The sequence below is a fragment of the Pricia sp. genome (assembly GCF_041745955.1).
Classification (GTDB): Bacteria; Bacteroidota; Bacteroidia; order Flavobacteriales; family Flavobacteriaceae; genus Pricia.
Genome location: NZ_JBGTHY010000013.1, coordinates 1 through 5,247, shown reverse-complemented (window position 1 = coordinate 5,247; position 5,247 = coordinate 1). Strand labels below are relative to the sequence as shown.

The window sequence follows — 5,247 nt, the reverse complement described above, 5'->3', positions numbered from 1 at the left end:
AAAAAGAAAAAACCACTTTGAACCTTGAACAGCTACGAAGTAGCGATTGAACCTTGAACGAAATTTGCTTTACGGGTCAAATAATCCATAATCTTTTAACCAACAACCCCTTTGTCCAAAGAAAAAATCATACTCGGTATTGATCCAGGCACGACTATCATGGGCTTCGGTCTTATCAAAATCGTCGATAGGAAAATGGTGTTCCTACAAATGAACGAGCTACTTTTGAGCAAGTATAAAGACCCGTATACGAAGTTAAAACTCATTTTTGAACGGACCATCGACCTGATCGATCAATACCATCCCGACGAAATTGCCATTGAGGCCCCGTTTTACGCCAAGAACGTACAATCAATGCTCAAACTGGGCCGTGCACAGGGTGTGGCCATGGCAGCGGGACTCTCGCGACAGATTCCCATTACAGAGTACCTTCCGAAAAAAATCAAGATGTCCATTACGGGCAATGGCAACGCAAGTAAGGAGCAGGTCGCTAAAATGCTGCAAAGTACCTTGGGCCTAACATCCCTTCCCAAAAACTTGGACAGTACCGACGGCCTTGCCGCTGCGGTCTGCCATGTCTACAATGAAGGCAGGGTAGAGGTCGGTAAAAGCTACACCGGTTGGGAGGCTTTTGTAACGCAAAATCCTAAAAAGATCAAAAAGTAAATAAATTTTAAGAAATACAACGAGATTATCGGCTACTTACCCGAATTATGAATTTTCTGGGCATTAGGTAGCGTTTGAAATAAAAGGAAGGCACTAGCGTTAAATTATCTAACGTTTATGGCTTTTAATAAAAACGCTACCATTCCCCAAAAAGGTATGGGACTAACCCACACAAGTATGCTTCGCATTCCGCAAAAGTTTTTACAAGCAGTCACCGGATTATTTTTGGTGCTTTTCTGGGTCTTCTCCGCACATGCGCAATTGGCCGTTGCGGGAAATGTTAATGAGACCATTTCCATTCGCCCCAATGCCGAACTATTCTTGGCCGGTCAAAAATCGTATTCCATAAATCAAATAGCCGATATTTATAGAAATGGGGACTTTAAGCCCATGACCGATTTTCAGGAAAACTTAGGGTTTTCAAAGGATAATTTTTGGATACGTTTTCAATTGGCCAACCCGACCGATGAAGCGGTGCATTATTATTTGGAAACGGGCCGCCCTATTACCGATACCGTTTCACTGTTTATGAATGACGGTTTAGGAGAAAAGACTTCCCAAAAAAGCGGTGATGCCATCCCCTTCCCCGAGAAAAACGTATTGCACAGAAAGTCCGTCTTTCGTATCGGCCTGATGCCCCAACAAACGGTTGAAGCCTACATCCATTTAAAAAGCGATGGCGAAGTGGTGATGCTGCCTTTGGATCTGGTTCCCGAAAAAACCTTTATGTACGAGACCTATAAAGAGCAATTGTTCTACGGTTTTTTCTACGGAATATTGGTGTTGGCCTGTATCATTTATCTCTTTTTCTATTCGGCGATGCGCGATACGGCTTTCGTGTATTACGGGCTCTATGTCTTGTTTATTGCCATGTTGCAGTTTTCTTTGGATGGGCTTTTCCATCAGTACATCCTTCCCGACGGCGGCTACTTTTCGAACAGGGCCGTATTGTTCTCTGCCTTGATATCCCTGTTCTTTTTCGTGAACTATGGCCGAAAATTTTTGGATATCAAAAGCCATGGCAAATATCTATTGGCCGCTTTTGAAATTATGTCGGGCATTACATTCATTGCGCTGTTGGCCCTATTGGCAGTGCCCGGATTTTTGGCGTATTGCTATCCCCTGGCGAACCACATCGGCCTGGCCACCTTACTTTTGACCATCGGTTCGATAATCTTTTTGAGGATTAAAAAAGTCGAGGTGGATACGTTCTTTATGATAGGTATCAGTTTCTTGATACTTGGTTTCGTGGTGTTCATCCTAAATAACCTGAACTTAGTGCCCAACTCGTTCATAACCGAGAACGGGGCTAAATTTGGCATCGGGCTTGAGATTATTTTTCTTTCGCTGTCCATGGGCAACCGCATCCGAAATCTTAGGGAAAGCAACGAGAAAAACCAGCTTTTGGCCTTGCAGCGCCTTGAGGATATGAACGATATGAAATCCTCTTTTATTTCGAACATCAGCCATGAACTACGAACGCCCCTGAACTTGATCATGGGCGTTGCGGAAACCCTTCAGAAAGATAAAAGGGACGCGGACCTTCAAGAAAAGTGCCAACTGATATTGAACTCATCAGAAACACTCTTGGGCCACGTCGACGATATTCTCGACTTTACAAGTATAGAAAAAGGGGAGCAGGAACTGCATGAAAACTCTTTCAATCTTCACCAGACCTTGAATCGGATCGCACGGATCAACCAAAACAAGGCGCACCATAAAAATCTCGATTTTACGTATACGTATACCGAAGGAATGCCCGAAAAAATCATCGGGGATAGGCGAAAATTGATCCAGGTGCTCAACAATCTGTTGAACAATGCGGTGAAGTTTACAGCTTCGGGCAAAGTTAGCTTTCATATAGATTATGGCCTTAAAAAGGACGGCACGGGGCGCTTTGTTTTCTCCATTCAGGATACCGGTATCGGCATATCCAAAGAAAAAATGAGCACCATCTATGAATCCTTTACCAAAAAATCATGCGCCGATAAGCGTGAATTTTACGGTCTTGGCCTAGGCCTTTATGTAGCCAAAAGTTATGTGGACCTTCAAAATGGAAGTATCGCCATACAAAATGCGGCCGAGCAGGGTACCGTGTGCCGGGTAGAACTTGACTTTAAACTAGACCAAAGCCAAACTTCCGAATCCGAGGAAATACCGATTGGCGAAATCGATAAAGGTAGTTTTATAGGATGCCGGATTCTTTTGGTAGAAGATAATAAAATGAATCAAATGGTCATCAAACTGGCTGTAAAAAAGTGGAAAAATGTTCATTTGGAAATAGCGAACCACGGTGTGGAAGCTATGGAAATGCTTCAGAAATCTAGCTACGACATCATTCTGATGGATCTGCAAATGCCCATAATGGACGGTTTCGAGGCCACCGCCAACATTCGCTCCGGAAAAGCCGGGGAAGCTATAAGGGATATTCCGATCTTGGTCGTCACCGCCGACGCCACCGACGCCACCAAAAAGGAAATCTTCAGGTTAGGGGCGAACGATTACCTGACCAAGCCCGTGAAGGCCGACCTTCTTTGTAGTAAGATCAGAAAGAATCTTGTCCCCGTCGGCCGCTAGCCTGTAAGTAGATGAGGTGATTTATCAACGAATGAATTGGTACTTTTACAAATTGAACCCCTTTTACGTCGATGTCCGGAATCTACATTCACATCCCTTTTTGCAAACAGGCCTGCCATTATTGTGACTTCCATTTTTCGACCACTATGGGGAAGAAAAAGGCGATGGTTTCCGCATTGCAAAAGGAATTAGTTTTTAGGAAGGATGAGTTTAACGATGAGGTGGTAGAAACCATTTATTTCGGAGGGGGGACTCCCAGCGTACTTACTATGGATGAATTACAATCCGTATTTTATACGGTCTTTAGCAATTACAAGGTCTCGGATAGTCCAGAGATTACCTTGGAAGCCAACCCAGATGATTTATCCCTTGAAAGAATAAAAGACTTGGCCACTTCCCCTATCAACCGCCTCAGTATCGGTATCCAATCCTTTTTTGATGAAGATCTAAAACTGATGAACCGCGCCCACAGCGCTGAGGAAGCCGAGAATAGCATCCGACAGGCCAAGAAATACTTCGATACTATATCCATCGACCTGATTTATGGCATTCCCGATATGTCAAATGCACGCTGGAAGCAAAATATCGAAAAGGCCCTTTCTTTCGATATCCCCCATATTTCCAGCTATGCCCTGACCGTAGAGCCGAATACCGCCTTGGCCAATTTCATCAAAAAAGGCATCGTAAAAAACGTGGACGATGAGGTGGCCGAAGTCCATTTCCACATTCTCTCGGAAACCTTGGAAGCGGCGGGGTTCGAAAGCTACGAGATCTCCAATTTTGGTAAACAGGGCTATTTTTCCCGGAACAATACGGCCTACTGGCAGCAGAAAAAGTACATCGGCATCGGACCATCCGCACATTCGTATGATGGCGTACGCCGAGGCTGGAACATCAATAATAATCCCAAATACATGAGGGCCATCGAAAACGGCGAACTTCCCATGGAAACGGAAATCCTCTCGACCACCGACAAGTACAACGAATATGTCATGACCGGGCTACGAACGATCTGGGGTGTTTCTTTGGATAGAATAGTATCCGAATATGGAAAAAAGTATCGGGAGTACCTTCTGAAACAGGCCGAAAAGTATAGGGAGCAACATCTTTTGTATTTGGATGGGGACACCTTGTTGACCACCAAAAAAGGCCGTTTTTTAGCGGATGGGATTGCCGCGGATCTTTTTATGTTAAATTTGGGGTAGTTCTAACACTCCTAAAAACATGATTGCAAAAATTACTTTTGATACCCTCGATTACCATATCGACCTTTCGAGCCCTCTCGACATTTCCATTTCCCTAAGAGGCGATGCGCAGAACGTAAATGCATGGGGTTTGGCACATCCTCAAATAACGCCACATATCGAGGGGGATTTCATCGGAAAGGTATCCGCGGGTGGTCCTGTCAACTTTAACGACATCGCCTTTAATCCCCATGCCCACGGTACGCATACCGAATGTGTAGGGCATATCACGGAGGAATTCCACTCCATCAACCAAAACTTGAATCGGTTTTTCTTTTTATCCGAGTTGATTTCCGTAACACCAGCACTGCAGAAAGATGACTGGGTCCTGTCAAAACACATTTTGGAGCGGGCATTACAGGACAAAAAACCGACCGCATTAGTAATCCGCACCATGCCCAATGACCGAAAGAAATTGTCAAGACACTATTCCGATATGAATCCGCCGTATTGTTTAGAGGAGGCCATGCAATTTCTGGTTGAAATCGGTGTCGAACACCTGCTTATCGACCTGCCATCGGTGGACAAGGAAAAAGATGACGGTAAATTACGGGCCCACAAAACGTTCTGGAATTTTGACGGACAATTGCGAAAACAGGCAACGATTACCGAATTGATCTACGTGCCCGATGGCATCGAAGACGGCCCTTATTTTTTGAATCTACAGGTGGCACCCTTCGAAAACGATGCCAGCCCCAGCCGTCCGGTTTTGTATAAAATCCATGAGGAATAGGGTTTGCGCTTAACGCCTATCACCGAT

The 5,247-nt window shown here is 44.7% G+C and carries 4 protein-coding genes; all 4 read left to right on the top strand.

Features of this window, described 5'->3' with window-relative positions; translation table 11 throughout:
- The first annotated feature begins 111 nt into the window (after window positions 1-111).
- The 4 genes from ruvC to ACEW8S_RS00475 all read left to right on the top strand — a co-directional run bounded on the left by ruvC (window position 112) and on the right by ACEW8S_RS00475 (window position 5,220).
- A complete protein-coding gene (gene ruvC, locus ACEW8S_RS00490) occupies window positions 112-666 on the top strand; it encodes a crossover junction endodeoxyribonuclease RuvC (protein ID WP_373516235.1) in 555 nt (184 codons plus the stop codon).
- Between the two features lie 117 nt (window positions 667-783).
- Window positions 784-3,243 carry a hybrid sensor histidine kinase/response regulator gene (locus tag ACEW8S_RS00485; RefSeq protein ID WP_373516234.1) on the top strand — a complete coding sequence of 820 codons (2,460 nt, stop codon included), beginning with the start codon at window positions 784-786 and terminating at the stop codon, window positions 3,241-3,243.
- A 71-nt stretch (window positions 3,244-3,314) separates the two neighbouring features.
- On the top strand, window positions 3,315-4,448 hold the full coding sequence (hemW, locus tag ACEW8S_RS00480) for a radical SAM family heme chaperone HemW (protein ID WP_373516233.1): 1,134 nt from the start codon (window positions 3,315-3,317) through the stop codon (window positions 4,446-4,448).
- Window positions 4,449-4,467: 19 nt separating this feature from the next.
- On the top strand, window positions 4,468-5,220 hold the full coding sequence (locus tag ACEW8S_RS00475; RefSeq protein ID WP_373516232.1) for a cyclase family protein: 753 nt from the start codon (window positions 4,468-4,470) through the stop codon (window positions 5,218-5,220).
- Window positions 5,221-5,247: the final 27 nt, after the last annotated feature.

Bases quoted from the DNA above. Each gene is read 5' to 3' on its own strand.
- ACEW8S_RS00485 (WP_373516234.1), top strand. From the start codon at position 784: ATGGCTTTTAATAAAAACGCTACCATTCCCCAAAAAGGTATGGGACTA.
- hemW (WP_373516233.1), top strand. From the start codon at position 3,315: ATGTCCGGAATCTACATTCACATCCCTTTTTGCAAACAGGCCTGCCAT.
- ACEW8S_RS00475 (WP_373516232.1), top strand. From the start codon at position 4,468: ATGATTGCAAAAATTACTTTTGATACCCTCGATTACCATATCGACCTT.